The organism is Microbacterium sp. CFH 31415 (assembly GCF_022538185.1).
Taxonomy (GTDB): domain Bacteria; phylum Actinomycetota; class Actinomycetes; order Actinomycetales; family Microbacteriaceae; genus Microbacterium.
In genome coordinates this window covers 1-14,102 of record NZ_JAKYXC010000003.1, presented here as the reverse complement: position 1 = coordinate 14,102, position 14,102 = coordinate 1, and the positions used below count along the sequence as shown (strand labels likewise).

Below are 14,102 nucleotides of genomic sequence, written 5' to 3'. Positions count from 1 at the left end.
GTCGTCCGGCGGGAACGAGTCCGCCGGTGCTCGAAAAATGGGCACGCAGCGCGAACGCGCGAGACATATACGGCCTCCCACCGTCCCGTCTTGCAGGAGTTCCCTCATGCCGACCGTCTCCGCGCACGTCGCGCTCACCCTCGCCCGCCACATCGACCACGTCTTCGGGGTCATGGGCAACGGCAACGCCTATTTCCTCGATGCCCTCGAGAGCTCGACCGCCGTCTCGTTCACCGCCGTGCGGCACGAAGCCGGCGGGGTCGTCGCCGCCGACGCCTTCCACCGCGCCTCGGGCAGGCTCGCCGCCGCCACGGCGACCTACGGCGCCGGCTTCACCAACACCCTCACCGCACTGGCCGAGGCCGTGCAGGCGCACGTGCCCCTGGTGCTCGTGGTGGGTGACGAGCCCACCTCGGGCCCGCGCCCGTGGGACGTCGACCAGATTGCCATGGCGTCGGCCGTGGGGGCGCGCACGTACACGGTCGGACGAGCGGATGCCGCAGCCACGACCGTCATCGCGATCGAGCACGCCCTGACCTACCGCGTGCCCACCGTGCTCGCCATCCCGTACGACGTCGCGGCGCGCGATGCCGGACCCGTTCCCGAGGCGCCCGAACCGCGCCTGCCCGGCCCGCTGACGCCGACCGGCCCGTTCGCGGAGGGGGCCGTCGCCGACATCGCCGCGGCCCTCGCCGGTGCGGAACGCCCCTTCCTGCTCGCCGGGCGCGGGGCATGGATCTCCGGCGCGGGCGACGCGCTCGGCGAGCTCGCCGACCTCACCGGAGCCCTCACCGCCTCGACGGCCCTCGGCCGAGGCATCTTCCCCCGCGCCGAGTTCGACCTCGGGGTGACGGGCGGATTCGGCGCCGAGGGTGCGATGGAGCTCGTGCGCGAGGCCGACGTGGCCGTGGTCTTCGGCGCCTCGCTCAACCAGTTCACGATGCGGTTCGGCGACCTGTTCGCCCCCGGGACGCGCATCTTCCAGGTCGACGTCACGCCCGCGGCGACGCATCCGCACGTCGGCGGATTCGTGCGGGGGGATGCCGCGACCGTCGCCGGCCGGCTCGTGACGGCCGTGCGCCAGCTGCGCACCGAGGGCAGCGGGTGGCGCGAATCGGTCGATGTCGCCGCGGCCCGCGGCTACGACAGGGGGGAGGGGGTCGCCGCGGATGGACACCTGGATCCCCGCTCGGTGGCCGCGCGCATCGCGAAGCTTCTGCCCGAGGACCGCGTCGTCGTCTCGGACGGCGGGCACTTCATCGGCTGGGCGAACATGTTCTGGCCGGTCGCGTCTCCCGACCGCATGATGATGGTCGGCACGGCGTTCCAGTCGATCGGCCTCGGCTGGCCGTCGGTGCCCGGTGCGGCGCTCGCCCGGCCCGAGGCGACCGTCGTGCTCACCACTGGCGACGGCGGCGGGCTCATGGCGCTGTCCGACCTGGAGTCGGCGGTGCGGGTGGCAGGCGGCCGCGGCATGGCTGTGGTGTGGAACGACGCCGCCTACGGCGCCGAAGTCAACCTCTACGGGCTCAAGGGCCTCGCGAAGGAGCCGATGCTCATCCCCGAGGTCGACTTCGCCGCGCTGGCCGCCGGCGTCGGAGCCGAGGGCGTGGTCGTGAGGACCATGGCCGACCTGGAGCGCCTCGCTTCGTGGGCGGCCGAGGACCCGGCAGCCCGCCGGTTCCTGGTGCTCGACTGCCGCATCTCGGGCGCCGTCATCGCGCCCTACCAGCAGGAGATCATCCGCGTGAACTCCTGACGAAGGCCGTCGATCGGGCGCGTCCCGGTCGTTGAGCGAGCACAGCGAGACCCAACGCGGTGAGCTCCGCCCGGCGCGTTGTTCGGAGGCCTGCAGGCGCGCGCCGGCACCGTACCGCGACCCCGGCCGCCGGCATAGCCCGTCCCGGCTCCGTCAAGGCGTCGGGAGATTTCGCCCTCAATGGGGCGATGGAAAGCTTCCGGCCGGCGTTTCGCCCGACCGTTTGACCACCCGGGCGCTCCACACCGCCGATCGAGTGCGCGCGCAGCGCGTGCATCGAGATCCCTGGGATGCCCCGGTCGTTTCCCACGGTGGATGACCGCCACAACGTCGGAGATCCTGGCGACACGCCGGGGCGCAGCATCGATCGACCGGCATGTCCGACGAGATGTCCGATCTTGCGACGTACGCGGGCCCCGGCCGGGCGGAGTGCGCCGGCTCGGGCCTACGCCTCGAGCGTGACCTCGCGGCGTGCGGGACGGACCACCGGGTGCGCGCCGGCCATCTTCTCGAGTACCCGGATCACCTGGCACGAGTATCCGAACTCGTTGTCGTACCAGACGTACAGGATGAGGTTGTCGCCGGCGGCGATGGTCGCCAGGCCGTCGACGATGCCGGCGCGATGCGATCCGACGAAGTCGGTCGAGACCACCTCGGGCGACTCGACGTAGTCGATCTGCTGGCGCAGCTTCGAGTGCAGCGACACCCGCCGCAGGTAGTCGTTCGCCTCGTCCTTCGACGCCGGGCGCTCCAGCGTCAGGTGCAGCACGGCCAGCGACACGTCGGGCGTCGGAACCCGGATCGAGCTCCCGGTCAGCTTGCCCTCCAGCTGCGGCAGCGCCTTGGCGACCGCCGTAGCGGCTCCGGTCTCGGTGATCACCATGTTGAGCACCGCCGACCGGCCGCGACGATCGCCGCGGTGGAAGTTGTCGATGAGGTTCTGGTCGTTGGTGAACGAGTGCACCGTCTCAACGTGGCCGCGCACGACTCCGTAGGCCTCGTCGATCGCAGCGAGAACCGGGGTGATGGCGTTCGTCGTGCACGACGCCGCCGACAGGATGCGGTCGTCGGGTGCGATGGCGTCGTCGTTGATGCCGTGGACGATGTTCTTCAGCGGGCTCTTGCCGGGCGCCGTGAGCAGCACCCGTGCCACGCCCTTCGCCCGCAGGTGCTGTGACAGCCCGGCCTCGTCGCGCCAGCGGCCGGTGTTGTCGACGACGATCGCGTCGTCGATGCCGTAGGCGGTGTAGTCGACGGCTGCGGGGTCGTCCGCGTAGACGACCTGGATCCGCGTGCCGTTGGCGATGATCTGCTGGGCGTCCTCGTCCACCGAGACGGAGCCGGCGAACGGACCGTGGACCGAGTCGCGCTGCAGCAGGCTGGCGCGCTTCTGGAGGTCGTTCGCGCTGCCCTTGCGCACCACGATCGCACGCAGGCGCAGGCCGCTGCCGCCGCCCGCGTGGGAGATCAGGATGCGGGCGAGCAGGCGCCCGATACGGCCGAAGCCGTAGAGCACGACGTCCGCACCGGCCGGGATCGCGCCGCCGGCGCCCGCCACGTCGGCGAGCTCTGCCGCGAGCTGCTCGGCGAGCGACTCGGAGCACCCGCGGGCGATGGTCGCGAGACGGCCGACGTCGATCGACGCCGCACCCGGCGCGAGCGCCTCGAGCTCGGTGAGCACGGCGAGCGTCTCGGCCGGGTCGAGCTCGTCGTGGCCGAGCTGACTCACCCGCTCGTGGACGCCTAGGAGGCCCGTGGTCGACAGGTTGATGATGCGGTGTCCATGCAGCGACGTCACCACGCCCTTGCGGTAGAGCCGGCCGATGATCGGGATCATCTGCTCCGCGAGCTCTTCTCGCGTTGCCCAGTCCTCGGTCTGCTGTGCGTCGACCACGTGGTGCCTTTCGTTGCGGAGCGCGTGTCGCGGGAGTGCGGGGTGTTCGTGACACCGACGATCAAAAATACCTGCCGCTGTGCAGTGATCCGCCGTCCTTGCCCCGCCGCGGCGCGTCAAGAAATGCGGTTCTTAACGGACGTGCAGATCTGCTCGCGACGCGGCGCATTCCGGCTCACCTCGACCGCTCCCCGACCGCTCCCCGACCGCTCCGCAACCGCTCGACGACCGTCGGCGACCGGGCGTCGTGCGGGTCAGGCGCCGGTGAAAGTCGGCTTGCGCTTCTCCTGGAACGCCGCGAACCCCTCGCGGTAGTCGGCGGTGTCACGCAGCTCGGCCTGTCCGCGAGTCTCGTCGGCGACGACGCGCCACAGCCGCTCGTCCCTCAGCTTGTCGATCAGGCGCTTCGACGCGAGGAACGCCTGCGTGGGCCCGGCTGCGGCCCGTGCGGCGCGCTCACGCGTGAAGTCGAGCAGCTGGTCGGCGGCAACACTGCGGCTGAAGAGGCCCGCCGCCACGGCATCGGCTCCGGTGAGAAGCTCGCCGGTGTAGATGAGGTCGAGAGCGCGGTGCGCCCCGAGGCGCTCGTAGAGCAGCGCGTGACCGCCCGAGTCGAGCAGCGCCCCGAGGTTCGCGAAGGGCGACCCGACCTTGGCTGTCTCGGCGACGTACACCACGTCCGTCGCGATGGCGAGCCCGAGTCCGACGCCCAGGCACGCCCCCTGCACGGCCGCGAACGTCGGCGCCGGGAACGCGGCCATCCGCCGCATCAGCGCCTCGACCGCGCCGAGGTACTCCCCCACGTCGTCGGTCGCCGGATCGACGCCGGCGATGTCGCGCCCGGCGCAGAACGCGCGTCCTTCGCCGCGCAGGACGAGAGCGCGGGCGCCGGATGCCTCGGCCTCGGCGTACGCGGCATCCACCTCCCCGATCGCCTCCAACGACAGGGCGTTGAGCTTCTCGGGGGCATCGAGCACGATCTCGGCGACGCCCTCGTCGACGGAGCTGGTGATCACGGGAACCTCTCTCAGACGTCGTAGTCGACCACGACGCGGTCGGTCGTGGGGTGGGACTGGCAGGTGAGGATGTAGCCGCGCTCGAGCTCGTCGGGCTCGAGCGCGTAGTTCTCGGTCATCGTGACGGACCCCTCGCGCAGCAGCGCCCGGCACGTGCCGCAGACGCCGCCCGCACACGCGAACGGTGCGTCGGGGCGCACGCGCAACGCGGCATTGAGGATCGATTCGTGCGCGGAGACCGGACTCTCGATCGTCGCCGACTGGCCGTCGAGCGTGACCTCGATCCGACGCACGGGCTCGTCGGCCTTGACCTCGACCCGGCGTCCGGACGGCGCCTCCGCCCGGCCGCCCTCGCCCGTCGTGAACAGCTCGTAGCGGACGTGCTCGGGGGCCACGCCGATGTCGGCGAGCGTGTCGCGACACAGCTGCACGAGCTCGAACGGGCCGCACAGGAACCACTCGTCGACTGTGTCGGGAAGCACGAGCGCGTCGAGGATGCGGCGGAGCCGCTCTTCGTCGATGCGTCCCGAGAGCAGCGGCGCTGCCCGCTGCTCGCGCGAGAGCACGTGGTGCAGGGCAAGTCGCGAGGGGTAGCGGTCCTTGAGATCGGCGAGGTCCTCGAGGAACATCACATCGGAGGTCGATCGGTTCGTGTAGACGAGGGTGAAGCGCGAGGTCTCGGACCGTGCGAGCACCGTCGCGGCGAGCGCCATGAGCGGAGTGATCCCCGAACCCGCGGCGATGCCCGCGACATGCGCGCCGTCGAGGTCGGCGAGTGACGACGTGAACGTGCCCTGCGGGCTCATGACGTCGATGCGGTCGCCGGGCTTCAGCTCGGTGTGCGCCCATGTCGAGAACCTCCCGCCCTGGTCGCGCTTGATGGCCACGCTGATCGTGAGCGGGCCGTCCCCTCCGCCGCCGGCGTCGACCGCGCGGCACAGCGAGTACGAGCGCCGCACCTCGTGGCCGTCGAGCGTGGTGCGCAGGGCGACGTGCTGGCCGGCGAGGTAGTCGAAGTCGCCGCGCGCCTCTTCCGGCACGGCGAACGTCACCTCGACCGCGGCGTCGGTCAGCGGCCGCACCGCCGCGACGCGCAGCGTATGGAAGCGGGCACGGCGCTTCGCCTCGCGCGGACCGCCGACGGCGCTCGTCAGGAGGGCCTCGGCGATGCGCTCGCGCTCGCGGGCCCCGATGTTCTCTGCGGCCATCAGTGCACCTTGAAGTGGTCGAAGGGCTCGAGGCACTCCCGGCACTCGTAGAGCGCCTTGCACGAGGTCGACCCGAAGCGCGCAAGCTCGCGCGTGTCGAGCGAGCCGCAGCGCGGGCACTTCACCGCGAGCTGCAGCCGGATCGGTCCGCCGACCGACGCCTTCCCCGTGGGCGGCGCGATGCCATAGGACCGCAGCTTGTCGCGGCCCTCGTCGCTCATCCAGTCGGTGGTCCACGCGGGAGTGAGGGTCAGCCGCACGTCGACGTCGGTGAACCCGGCCTCGGTGAGCGCGAGCACGATGTCGTCGCGGATGGCGTCGACGGCCGGGCACCCCGAGTACGTCGGCGTGATGGTCACCGTCACCCGGTCGCCGTCGACCGACACGTCGCGCAGCACCCCGAGGTCCTCGACGGTGAGCACCGGCACCTCCGGATCGGGCACGGCCGCGGCGATGCGCCAGGCGCGCGCGGATTCCGCGGCCACGGCATCGCGGGACTGCAGGTCGCTGAGCGTCACCATGTCGCCCCCGGATGCTGCCGCGCGAGCACTTGCATCTCGGCCAGGATGTAGGCGAGCGTCGTGAAGTGCCGGCCGTCGCGGCCGCCGCCCGCGCTCACGAACCCCTGCGGCACGTCGAGCTCCGCCTCGGCGAACACCGCGCCGACGACGGCGTCGAAGGCAGGGCGCAGGCCCGCAGGACGCACGGCAGCCGCCCCGAGCCGCTCGATCAGCGGGTCGTCGCGGAAGAGCTCGTCGACGTACGGCCACACGTCGCCCACGGCGCGGATCATGCGCGCGCGCGACTCCTCGGTGCCGCCTGCCAGGCGCAGGGTCCACTGCACGGCGTGGTCGCGGTGGTACTCGACCTCTTTCACGGCCTTGGCCGCGATCGCCGCGAAGGTGGCATCGCTGGATCCGGCGAGCGCGCGGTAGAGCTCGAACTGGTAGGTGGATGCCGCGAACTGCCGCGCGATCGTCTGTGCGAAGTCGCCGTTCGGCTGCTCGAAGAGCCAGGCACAGCGGAACTCGGGCTCGTCGCGCCAGAACGCGAGGTCGTCTTCGGTGCGGCCGTCGAAGGAGCCGGCGTAGCGAAGGAACGAGCGCGCATGCCCGAGCAGGTCGAGCGCGATGTTGCCCAGCGCGACGTCCTCCTCGAGCTCGGGTGCGCGCGCGATCCAGGCGCCGAGCTGCTGCGACAGGATCAGCGCGTCGTCGCCGAGGCGCAGCGCGTACTCGGCGATGTCGGCGGTCGCCGCACGGCCGCCCTCGCCCGCGAGCTCGGCGGAGAGCTCGATGCGGTCGACGCTGACCTCGCCGTGCGGGTCGTCGTGGATCGTCTCCGTGCTCACAGGTGCGGCACCCCCTCCGACGCCGTGTAGTACACCGCGTGCCGGTAGTTCTTGCCTGCCGGGCTCTCGAAGAACGCGCCTTTCGAGTCCGGGTCGCTCGTCGTGATCGCGTCGGCGGGCACGACCCAGACCGACGTGCCCTCGCCGCGGCGCGTGTACAGGTCGCGCGCGTTGCGCAGGGCGAGCTCGGCGTCGGGCGCGTGCAGCGAGCCGGCGTGCACGTGGCTCAGCCCGCGGCTCGCGCGCACGAAGACCTCCCACAGCGGCCAGGTCTCGCGGTCGGAGTATCCCGGAGCAGCCATCACGCCACCTTCCCTTCCGCGCGGGCGGCCTGCGTGCGGGCGTATTGCGCCGCGGCCTCGCGCACCCATGCGCCGTCCTCGTGCGCGTTCCGGCGGCTGCGCAGACGCTCCGCGTTCATCGGCCCGCGCCCGCGCAGCACCTCGTGGAACTCGGTCCAGTCGATGTCGCTCATGTGCCAGCGCTGGGAGTCCTCATCCCAGCGCAGTTCGGGATCGGGCAGCGTAACGCCCAGCACCGCTGCCTGGGGCACCAGCATCCCGACGAATCGCTGTCGGAGCTCGTCGTTCGAGAAGCGCTTGATCTTCCACGCCATCGACTGCGCGGAGTTGGGCGACTCGTCGTCGGGCGGGCCGAACATCATGAGGCTCGGCCAGTACCAGCGGTTCACGGCATCCTGCGCCATCTCCCGCTGCGCCGCGGTGCCCTGCATGAGCGCGAGCAGGATCTCGAACCCCTGCCGCTGGTGGAACGACTCCTCCTTGCAGATGCGCACCATCGCCCGGCCGTAGGGCCCGTAGGAGGCGCGGCACAGCGGCACCTGGTTGCAGATCGCAGCGCCGTCGACGAGCCAGCCGATCGCGCCCATGTCTGCCCACGTCGGCGTGGGGTAGTTGAAGATCGACGAGTACTTCGCCTTCCCGGCGATGAGCTGCTCGGTCATCTCGTCGCGGGTGATCCCGAGGGTCTGGGCGGCCGAGTACAGGTAGAGCCCGTGGCCCGCCTCGTCCTGCACCTTCGCCATCAGGATCGCCTTGCGCTTCAGGCTCGGTGCCCGGGTGATCCAGTTGCCCTCCGGCTGCATGCCGATGATCTCGGAGTGGGCGTGCTGCGAGATCTGCCGGATGAGCGTCTTGCGGTACCCATCCGGCATCCAGTCGCGCGGCTCGATGCGCTGCTCGGCCGCGATGAGCGCGTCGAACGCGGCCTGCTCGGCGGCCTCGTCCGGCGCGTCGGCCTCGACCACGGTCGGTTCGGGTGCGGTCGTCATCATCGACTCCTCAATTACAGACCATTCGTTCAGTAAGTCTACTACGGTCAGTCCGCAAGGTGCTCGCGGCGGGTGGTGAACGAGCGCCCTCGGAACTCGGCGACCACGTCACCGGACTCGTCGGTGACCGTCACGTCGTACAGGCCGCTGCGACCCCATGCCGCGCGCCGGCGCGCGTGCGCGGTCAGCGTCTGTCCCGCGCGCGTCGCCTTGAGGAAGGCGATGTCGGCGCCGGCGGCGACCGTCACCCCGTCGTCCTCGTTGCACGCCATGGCGAAGGCGGTGTCGGCCAGCGCGAACACCATGCCGCCGTGGGTGATCGCGAAGCCGTTCGTCATGTCGTCGCGCACGCGCATCGACACCACGGCCTCCCCCGGCTCGTCGCGTTCGACGACCATGCCGAGCGCCGCCGACGCGCGGTCGCGCTGCAGCATGCGGCGCTGGCCGGCGAAGTGCTCGGCGGGCTCGGTGGGCTCGGCGTGCCCGGCGGGCTCGGCGGGCTCGGTGGGCTCGGCGTGCCCGGCGGGCTCGGCGTGCCCGGCGGGCTCGGCGGGCTCGGCGGGCTCGGTCACGGCGTCCCCTCCACGCGGTCGAAACCTGCATCCGCGGCAGAACCCCGAGCCAGCGGATGCCGATTCCGACCGCGCGCGGCGACGGAGGGCGTCATGCCCCGACCTCGGCGGGCGCGGACGGACCTGAGGAGTCGGCAGCGGCTTCCGCTTCCTTCGCCACCAGGGTCAGCACGTCGTAGGTCGCGACGATCTCATCGGACTGGTTGTGGATGACGGCGTCCCACCGCACCTCGCCGTAGTCGTCGGTCTCGCGCGGGGTGATCTGCTTCGCCGTGAGCACGACGCGGATCTCGTCGCCCGGCGACACCGGCGTCATGAAGCGGAGGTTCTCCAGCCCGTAGTTCGCCAGCACCGGACCGGGCTCAGGATCGACGAACAGGCCCGCGGCCCATGAGACGAGGAGGTAGCCGTGGGCGACGCGTCCGGGGAAGAACGGGTTGGCGGCCGCTGCCTCCTCGTCCATGTGGGCGTAGAACAGGTCGCCGGTGAAGTTCGCGAATGTCTCGATGTCATCGAGCGTCACGACGCGCGTGGCCGAGACGAGCTGGTCGCCGATCGCGAGTTCGGCGAGCGACTTGCGGAACGGATGACGGTCGGTTCGGGATGCTGCGCCCTGATGCCACACGCCGGTCAGCGCTGTCAGCATCTCGGGCGAGCCCTGCACGGCGGTGCGCTGCATGTGGTGCAGCACCGCGCGGATGCCGCCGAGCTCCTCGCCGCCGCCGGCACGGCCCGGACCGCCGTGCACGAGGTGCGGCACGGGTGCGCCGTGACCCGTCGACGTGCGCGCGTCGGCGCGATCGAGGAAGAGGAGACGCCCGTTGAACGCCGCGACGCGCGTCAGCAGCGTCGTCGCGACCGCCGGGTCGTTCGTCGCCACGCTCGTGACCAGAGATCCCCCGCCGCGGGCGACAAGGTCGGCGGCCTCGTCGACGGTGCGGTAGGTCAGCACGCTGGCGACCGGACCGAACGCCTCGACCTCGTGCACGGCGTCGGCCGAGGCATCCGCGAACCCGATCAGCAGGGGCTCGACGAATGCACCGTCCGGTGCGGGGCCGACCGACCCGTCGGCGCGCACGACCTGCGGCGCGCCGGTCGACCCGAGCAGCAGCCGGCCCCCTGCGGCTTCGAGCGCGCTCACGGCGCGCAGCACCTCATCGCGCTGCGCCACCGACACCAGCGGACCCATCGTCACATCGGGGGCGTGCGGATCGCCGAGCACGACCCGCTCGGCCACCTTCGCGCGAACGGCCTCGACGAGGTCGTCGACCGCGCCCTCCGGCACGATCGCCCGTCGGATGGCCGTGCACTTCTGCCCGGCCTTCGTGGTCAGCTCGACCATCAGCTGCTTCACGTACGCGTCGAACTCGGGGGTGCCGGCGACGGCGTCCGGTCCGAGGACGCTCGCGTTGATCGAGTCGGTCTCGTTCGTGAACCGCACCCCGCCGGTCTGCACGCTCTCGTGCGAGCGCAGGCGCTCCGCCGTCGACGCACTGCCGGTGAATCCGACGAGGTCGCCGAGACGCAGGTGGTCGAACAGCCCGGGCACGCCGCCGCTCACGAGCTGCAGCGAGCCCTCCGGCAGAAGCCCCGTGTCGACGAGGATGCGCACCCACGCCTCGGCGACGTACGCGGTGGGCGTCGCAGGCTTGACCACGCTGGGCACGCCCGCCAGGAACGCGGGCGCGAGCTTCTCGAGCGCACCCCACATCGGGAAGTTGAAGGCGTTGATCTGCACTGCGACACCGGGCAGCCGCGTGTACACATGCCGTCCGAGGAATGAACCGTCCTTCGACAGCGGCTCGACCGGGCCGTCGAGGTAGACCTGCCCGTTGGGCAGCTCGCGGCGCCCCTTCGACGAGTAGGCGAAGAGCACTCCGATGCCGCCGTCGATGTCGCCGGCCGAGTCGCGCGCGGTAGCGCCCGCGCGCTTCGAGAGGTCGTAGAGCTCCTGCTTGCGCTCGGTCAGCGCGAGGGCGAACTGCTTCAGCAGCAGCGCACGCTGATGGAACGTCAGCGCGCCCAGACTCCGCTGCCCGACGGTGCGCGCGTAGTCGAGCACGCCGGCAAGATCGAGGCCCTCGGTGCTGACCCGTGCGATCGCCTCGCCGGTCGACGCGTCGGCGACGGTCACGGCGGACGAGGCATCCGCCGGCGTCCACCACTCGCCTCGCACATAGCTCGGAAGGATCTCGGTCATCACTCGCTCCATTCGTAGAAACCGCGGCCGGTCTTGCGGCCCAGCTGTCCGTCGGCCACCATGCGCCTCAGCAGTTCGGGGGGCGCGAACCGATCGCCCAGTCGCGCGTGCAGCTCTTCGGCGATGCCGAGGCGCACGTCGAGGCCGACCAGATCGGTCGTACGCAGGGGACCGACGGGATGCCGGTACCCGAGCTCCATCGCCGCGTCGATGTCGGCCGCGGAGGCGACGCCCTCCTCGACCATGCGGATGGCCTCGAGTCCGAGCGCGACGCCGAGCCTGCTGGACGCGAAGCCGGGGGAATCACGCACCACGACGGGCGTCTTGCCGATCGCCGCCACCCAGTCCTTCGCCGCAGCGACCACGTCGTCGTCGCTCGCCGGTCCGACGACGACCTCGACCAGCTGCGACGCCGGCACGGGATTGAAGAAGTGCAGGCCGACGAACCGGCCCGGGCGCTCGAGGCCGGCTGCGAGGTCGTCGATCGAGATGGACGACGTGTTCGTCGCGAGGACGGCGCTCGCGTCGAGCACGCGCTCGGCCCGCCCGAGTGCGGCAGCCTTGAGTTCGCGGTCTTCGGGAACAGCTTCGACCACGAGTCCGCAGCCGGTGAGGGCCGCAGCATCGGTCGCCGTCTCGACCGCGGCCTCGAGGACCTCGAATCGGCGCGAGGTCGCGCCGCGGTCGATGCTGCGCCGTACCGCCTCGAGAACGCGGGCGGATGCCGCGCCCGCCGCGTGCTCGTCGCGTTCGACGATGACCACGTCGGCCCCGGCGAGGGCGAACGCGTGCGCGATGCCCGCGCCCATCCGGCCGCCGCCGATCACGCCGACGCGCGCGGGGACCGGCGTCTTCCGGGGCGAATCGTGCTCGGTCATCGCGTGCGCCTCTCGAGGAATTCGGTCATGCGTCGCTCCTTCTCGGGGCTCTCGAAGAGCTCGGCCTGCAGCTCGAGCTCGAGCGCGGGATGGGCGCCCGGCGCAGCGGTGAGCGCCGTCTTGGTGTGGCGCGTGGCGAGGGGGTCGTTGGCGGCGATGCGGTCGGCCATCGCGTGGGCTGCGGCCAGCAGTTCGTCGGGTTCGTGCAGCGAGGAGACCACACCCCAGGCGAGCGCCTCGCCGGCGTCGAGGATGCGGCCGGTGAGCAGCAGCTCGGCGGCGCGCGCCTCTCCCACGATTTGCGGCAGCCGCCAGGTCGCGCCCGCCGCGGCGATGATGCCGAGTCCGGTTTCGGGGTTGCCGATCTTCAGCCGTGGCGTGCCGATCCGCAGGTCGGCCGCGTAGGCCAGTTCGGCGCCTCCGCCCAGTGCGTAGCCGTCGATCGCCGCGATCACCGGCATCGGCAGCGCGCGGATGCGCTGGAACGCGCGGGTGTTGATGCCCCGGCGGGCATCCGCGGCGCGGCGCTCGCGCAGCTGGGCGATGTCGGCGCCCGAGGCGAAGACCCCGTCGGCGCCGATCAGGATGAGCGTGCGCGGCGTCGCCTCGAGCTCGGCGCACAGATCGTGCAGGGCGTCGATCATCGCCTGGTGGATCGCGTTGCGCGCCTCGGGGCGCGTCAGCGTCGCGACGACGCGATCGTCGGCGCTCTCGATGCGCAGCGGCTCAGGCATCCACCCGCTCCACGATCATCGCGGTGCCCTGCCCCACGCCGACGCACACGGGCGTGCGGACTCCACCGACCAGGTAGGCGTCGGACATCGTCATCCCTCCGCGGCCGCATCGGCGCGGCACCGGTACAGATGATACCTAACCGATCGTTCAGTATTCCAATCCCGCATGCGACACTGGAGCCGTGCCCGCCCTCGACGTCGACTCAGCGAACAGCGCACCCCCGCGCCGCGGTCGTCCCGGCTACGACCGTGCACAGGTGCTCGAGATCGCTGTCTCCCTCTTCAACGAGCAGGGGTACGACGCGACCTCGGTCGCCGATCTCGCGACGCGACTGGGCCTGACGAAGTCGGCGCTGTACCACCACTTCGATTCGAAGGAGCAGCTGCTGTCGCTCGCCCTCGACGAGGCGCTGAGCGCGCTCGAGGGCGTGCTCGATGAGCCCGGCGCCCAGCACGGATCTGCCGCCGAGCGCCTCGACGCGGTCCTGCGCGGGGCCGTGCGGGTGCTCGTCGACCGGCTCCCCTACGTGACCCTGCTGCTGCGGGTGCGCGGCAACAGCGACGTCGAGCGCGCGGCCCTGGAGCGTCGGCGGGCGTTCGACCACCGCGTGACCGCGCTCGTCGAAGCGGCGCAGGCCGCCGGCCAGGTGCGCGACGACATCGACGGCCCGGTCGCGACCCGCCTCATCTTCGGCATGGTCAACTCCCTCGTGGAGTGGTACCGCCCCGGCGGCCCGGTCGACGGCGAGCGCCTGGCGCACGACGTCGTGGCGGTCGCGCTCGACGGCATGCGCACGCGCTGAGCCGCGGCATCCGCTCTGCATTCCGGCCCCAGCTTCGGTCCCCGAGCTGATCTGCACCGACGACCGCTCAACTGTCACGAAGTGTCTGCTGGGCGAGCACATCGTGACAGGCGAGCAGAGGGTCCGAGTCGACAGAAGCTCACCTGTCACAAAGTGCCGCCTGGCCCAGCACATCGTGACAGGCGAGCAGAGGGTCTGAGTCGACAGAAGCTCACCTGTCACAAAGTGCCGCCTGGGCGAGCACATCGTGACAGGCGAGCAGAGGGTCTGAGTCGACAGAAGCTCACCTGTCACAAAGTGCCGCCTGGCCCAGCACATCGTGACAGGCGAGCAGAGGGTCTGAGTCGACAGAAGCTCACCTGTCACAAAGTGCCGCCTGGGCGAGCACATCGTGAC

13 protein-coding genes are annotated in these 14,102 nt (G+C 71.5%); 2 read left to right on the top strand and 11 right to left on the bottom strand.

The window, feature by feature from the left end; genetic code table 11:
- Window positions 1-106: 106 nt before the first annotated feature.
- Window positions 107-1,759: a thiamine pyrophosphate-binding protein gene (locus MK786_RS04065; protein ID WP_241110966.1), complete on the top strand. Its 1,653-nt coding sequence runs from the start codon at window positions 107-109 to the stop codon at window positions 1,757-1,759.
- A gap of 445 nt (window positions 1,760-2,204) precedes the next feature.
- Here the strand turns inward: MK786_RS04065 and MK786_RS04060 are convergent, their stop codons facing one another.
- From MK786_RS04060 to MK786_RS04010, 11 genes are all read right to left on the bottom strand, one after another.
- Window positions 2,205-3,596: a glyceraldehyde-3-phosphate dehydrogenase gene (locus MK786_RS04060; protein ID WP_241111332.1), complete on the bottom strand. Its 1,392-nt coding sequence runs from the start codon at window positions 3,594-3,596 to the stop codon at window positions 2,205-2,207.
- Between the two features lie 311 nt (window positions 3,597-3,907).
- Window positions 3,908-4,669, bottom strand: a complete 762-nt coding sequence (locus MK786_RS04055; RefSeq protein ID WP_241110965.1) for an enoyl-CoA hydratase/isomerase family protein — start codon at window positions 4,667-4,669, stop codon at window positions 3,908-3,910.
- Between the two features lie 11 nt (window positions 4,670-4,680).
- On the bottom strand, window positions 4,681-5,877 hold the full coding sequence (gene paaE, locus MK786_RS04050) for a 1,2-phenylacetyl-CoA epoxidase subunit PaaE (protein WP_241110964.1): 1,197 nt from the start codon (window positions 5,875-5,877) through the stop codon (window positions 4,681-4,683).
- Window positions 5,877-6,398, bottom strand: coding sequence for a 1,2-phenylacetyl-CoA epoxidase subunit PaaD (gene paaD, locus MK786_RS04045; RefSeq protein WP_241110963.1), 522 nt, complete (start codon window positions 6,396-6,398; stop codon window positions 5,877-5,879). The genes paaE and paaD overlap by 1 nt, the downstream gene beginning before the upstream one ends.
- Window positions 6,392-7,228 (bottom strand): 1,2-phenylacetyl-CoA epoxidase subunit PaaC, encoded by an 837-nt coding sequence (gene paaC, locus MK786_RS04040; RefSeq protein ID WP_241110962.1) that lies wholly within the window; start codon window positions 7,226-7,228, stop codon window positions 6,392-6,394. The genes paaD and paaC overlap by 7 nt, the downstream gene beginning before the upstream one ends.
- Entirely contained in the window at window positions 7,225-7,530 is a 306-nt protein-coding gene (gene paaB, locus MK786_RS04035; protein WP_191765915.1) for a 1,2-phenylacetyl-CoA epoxidase subunit PaaB, read from the bottom strand. The genes paaC and paaB overlap by 4 nt, the downstream gene beginning before the upstream one ends.
- On the bottom strand, window positions 7,530-8,522 hold the full coding sequence (paaA, locus tag MK786_RS04030) for a 1,2-phenylacetyl-CoA epoxidase subunit PaaA (RefSeq protein WP_374200416.1): 993 nt from the start codon (window positions 8,520-8,522) through the stop codon (window positions 7,530-7,532). The genes paaB and paaA overlap by 1 nt, the downstream gene beginning before the upstream one ends.
- Before the next feature lie 44 nt (window positions 8,523-8,566).
- Window positions 8,567-8,953, bottom strand: coding sequence for a hydroxyphenylacetyl-CoA thioesterase PaaI (paaI, locus tag MK786_RS04025; RefSeq protein WP_241111331.1), 387 nt, complete (start codon window positions 8,951-8,953; stop codon window positions 8,567-8,569).
- 229 nt (window positions 8,954-9,182) lie between these two features.
- On the bottom strand, window positions 9,183-11,291 hold the full coding sequence (paaZ, locus tag MK786_RS04020) for a phenylacetic acid degradation bifunctional protein PaaZ (RefSeq protein ID WP_241110960.1): 2,109 nt from the start codon (window positions 11,289-11,291) through the stop codon (window positions 9,183-9,185).
- Window positions 11,291-12,169 carry a 3-hydroxyacyl-CoA dehydrogenase family protein gene (locus MK786_RS04015; protein WP_241110959.1) on the bottom strand — a complete coding sequence of 293 codons (879 nt, stop codon included), beginning with the start codon at window positions 12,167-12,169 and terminating at the stop codon, window positions 11,291-11,293. Before MK786_RS04015 ends, paaZ begins: the two co-directional genes overlap by 1 nt.
- Window positions 12,166-12,903, bottom strand: a complete 738-nt coding sequence (locus tag MK786_RS04010) for an enoyl-CoA hydratase/isomerase family protein (RefSeq protein ID WP_241110958.1) — start codon at window positions 12,901-12,903, stop codon at window positions 12,166-12,168. Before MK786_RS04010 ends, MK786_RS04015 begins: the two co-directional genes overlap by 4 nt.
- A gap of 182 nt (window positions 12,904-13,085) precedes the next feature.
- On the opposite strand from MK786_RS04010, the gene MK786_RS04005 reads away from it, so the two are divergent.
- On the top strand, window positions 13,086-13,706 hold the full coding sequence (locus tag MK786_RS04005) for a TetR/AcrR family transcriptional regulator (protein WP_241110957.1): 621 nt from the start codon (window positions 13,086-13,088) through the stop codon (window positions 13,704-13,706).
- Window positions 13,707-14,102: the final 396 nt, after the last annotated feature.

What these genes read in the sequence shown, in the direction of transcription:
- paaD (WP_241110963.1), bottom strand. Translation starts at nt 6,398, where the DNA reads ATGGTGACGCTCAGCGACCTGCAGTCCCGCGATGCCGTGGCCGCGGAA.
- paaB (WP_191765915.1), bottom strand. Translation starts at nt 7,530, where the DNA reads ATGGCTGCTCCGGGATACTCCGACCGCGAGACCTGGCCGCTGTGGGAG.
- MK786_RS04060 (WP_241111332.1), bottom strand. Translation starts at nt 3,596, where the DNA reads ATGATCCCGATCATCGGCCGGCTCTACCGCAAGGGCGTGGTGACGTCG.
- paaE (WP_241110964.1), bottom strand. Translation starts at nt 5,877, where the DNA reads ATGGCCGCAGAGAACATCGGGGCCCGCGAGCGCGAGCGCATCGCCGAG.
- paaA (WP_374200416.1), bottom strand. Translation starts at nt 8,522, where the DNA reads ATGATGACGACCGCACCCGAACCGACCGTGGTCGAGGCCGACGCGCCG.
- MK786_RS04010 (WP_241110958.1), bottom strand. Translation starts at nt 12,903, where the DNA reads ATGCCTGAGCCGCTGCGCATCGAGAGCGCCGACGATCGCGTCGTCGCG.
- MK786_RS04015 (WP_241110959.1), bottom strand. Translation starts at nt 12,169, where the DNA reads ATGACCGAGCACGATTCGCCCCGGAAGACGCCGGTCCCCGCGCGCGTC.
- paaI (WP_241111331.1), bottom strand. Translation starts at nt 8,953, where the DNA reads ATGCTGCAGCGCGACCGCGCGTCGGCGGCGCTCGGCATGGTCGTCGAA.
- paaZ (WP_241110960.1), bottom strand. Translation starts at nt 11,291, where the DNA reads ATGACCGAGATCCTTCCGAGCTATGTGCGAGGCGAGTGGTGGACGCCG.
- MK786_RS04065 (WP_241110966.1), top strand. Translation starts at nt 107, where the DNA reads ATGCCGACCGTCTCCGCGCACGTCGCGCTCACCCTCGCCCGCCACATC.